The following is a 1,309-nucleotide window of genomic DNA, read 5'->3' as shown; positions in this document are numbered from 1 at the left end:
GTCCCCGGGGGTGGGGGCGTCCGCCGTCGCCGAGCTGGCCGGCGGGGCCGGCGTGGGGGTGGTGGCCGCGTTCGCGGCGCCGACGCCGAGGCCGGCCAGCGCGAGGACGCCGACCGCGCCGAGGGCCGCCTTCTTCTTCAGGTCCAGGGCGGTGAGCACCTGCCCGAGGTCCTTGATCCTTCTCATTGCGGTGTTCCCTTCTGTCCGTGGCCCCGTTGTGCCGGGGCCGGTGTCCCGCCGTCCCAGGCGGGGCGGCGATGGATCCACCGTGCGCGCAGGCCCCTGAGGGGACGCTGAGCCCCGCTGTGGGGCGGTTGAGGACGCCGTGCCCGCGATTAGGCGCCCGGGCCCTCCCGGCGCGATCGTGGGTGCATGGGAGAGCAGCATGGCCGGCCCCGCCGGCCCGGGCGGGTGTGGGGCATCCGGAGGTGGGCCACAGCCGTGGCCGTCGCGGTGGTGGGGGCCGCGCTGCTGCTGGGCGGGGTGCTGCTGCTGGTGCTCCTGCAGCACTCCCTGATCGCCACCGCGGAGTCCTCGGCCCGGCACCGGGCCCAGGACGTGGCGTACCAGATCGCCAGCCAGGACGTCGGCGAGGCGGCCCAGACCCTGGCCGCCACCGCCTCGGCCGGGCAGTACGTGCAGGTCATCGGCCCCCAGGGCACGGTGGTGGCCGCATCCGAGGCTGCGGTGAAGGGCTCCCCCCTGACCGCGGCGCGGCCGGCCCCGGGCACGGTGACCGTGCAGGACGTCTCGAGCCTGGCCAGCATCGGCGACCCCGACGCCTTCCTGGTCGTCGCCCTGGGCGTGCAGGGCCAGGGCGGCCCGTACACGGTCGTGGTCGCCTCCACCGTGCAGGTGCAGGCCACCACCGTCTCGACCGTGGCATGGTTCCTGCTCGGGGCCGGTCCGCTGCTGCTGGCCCTGGTCGGGGCCGCCGTGTGGGTCCTCGTCGGACGGCCCCTGCGCCAGGTGGAGCGGATCCGCTCCCAGGTGGCCCGCATCGACGCCGCCGCCCTGGACGGGCGGGTCGAGGAGCCCGGCACCGGGGACGAGATCCACCGCCTGGCAGTGACGATGAACGCCATGCTGGCCCGGCTCCAGGACTCCGACCGGGCCCAGCGGGCCTTCGTCTCCGATGCCAGCCACGAGCTGCGCAGCCCGCTGGCCACCCTCTCGGCCGGGATCGAGGTCGCCGCGGCCGACCCGAGCGGGCGGACGTGGGAGGAGATGAAGCCGGTCCTGGGCGAGGAGGCCGCCCGGATGGGGCACCTGGTCGAGGACCTGCTCACCCTGGCCAGGGCCGACGACG

Annotated in this window: 1 protein-coding gene and 1 pseudogene; one reads left to right on the top strand and one right to left on the bottom strand. The window is 76.1% G+C overall.

Translation table 11 applies throughout. The features are described from left to right. Nucleotides 1–186, bottom strand: a pseudogene (locus ACYVKZ_RS20280) (hypothetical protein); the annotation flags it as partial. Nucleotides 187–372: 186 nt separating this feature from the next. Here ACYVKZ_RS20280 and ACYVKZ_RS20275 point away from each other — a divergent pair. Beyond that, a partial coding sequence (locus ACYVKZ_RS20275; protein ID WP_460994218.1) for a histidine kinase dimerization/phospho-acceptor domain-containing protein occupies nt 373–1,309 on the top strand: 937 nt, incomplete at its 3' end.

Source organism: Sinomonas soli (assembly GCF_054782415.1).
The sequence above is the reverse complement of the archived record's forward strand: the minus strand, read 5'-3'. Positions and strand labels throughout refer to the sequence as shown.